Raw genomic sequence first — 630 nt, 5'->3', positions numbered from 1 at the left:
TACAATGTAGATATTGTGGCTAACTGTGAAGAACAGGCTAAAACAAGTTTTGAAGATGTTTATGAGGTGATAGATGGTAATAGGAAATTAAAAAAAGCTTTTTACTATACTAAAGAAAAAATAGTATTTAAAAAGACTAATTCCTATATTAAGTTTAGAACTTCCAATGCTAAAACTAAGGATGGTTTAAGACCAGCTTGTATTATATTTGATGAAATACATGAGTATGAAGATTATAAAAGTATAAATGTATTTAAATCAGCTTTAGGTAAAAAAGCTAATTCAAGAATTTTTATGATAACTACTAATGGAGAAGTTAGAGGGGGAGTATTAGATGATTATTTAGAAATATCTGATGCTATTTTAAAAGGTGAAAATAAAACCACTAGAATGTTACCCCTATTATATAGCTTAGATTCTGATAAGGAAGTAGATAATAAAAAAATGTGGGAGAAAGCCAATCCCTCCTTAAGATACTTTAAGGATCTTCAAATACAAATGGATGAAGAATATGGGGATATGAAATTTCAACCTCAAACTGCTTTAACCTTTATGACTAAAAGAATGAATAGACCTGCACAGGATTCTTATACCATAGTGGCTGAATGGGAAAAAATAAAAGCTACTAAT

General features: G+C 28.7%; 1 protein-coding gene. It reads left to right on the top strand.

Going from position 1 to position 630, the window contains the following annotated elements; translation table 11 throughout:
- The coding region (locus GBZ86_RS16610) for a terminase large subunit domain-containing protein (protein WP_234885197.1) at positions 1–630 on the top strand (630 nt) is incomplete at both ends.

Source organism: Clostridium tarantellae (assembly GCF_009295725.1).
GTDB lineage: Bacteria > Bacillota > Clostridia > Clostridiales > Clostridiaceae > Sarcina > Sarcina tarantellae.
Note: the sequence above shows the minus strand (reverse complement) of the source record. Positions and strands in the feature narration are given on the sequence as shown.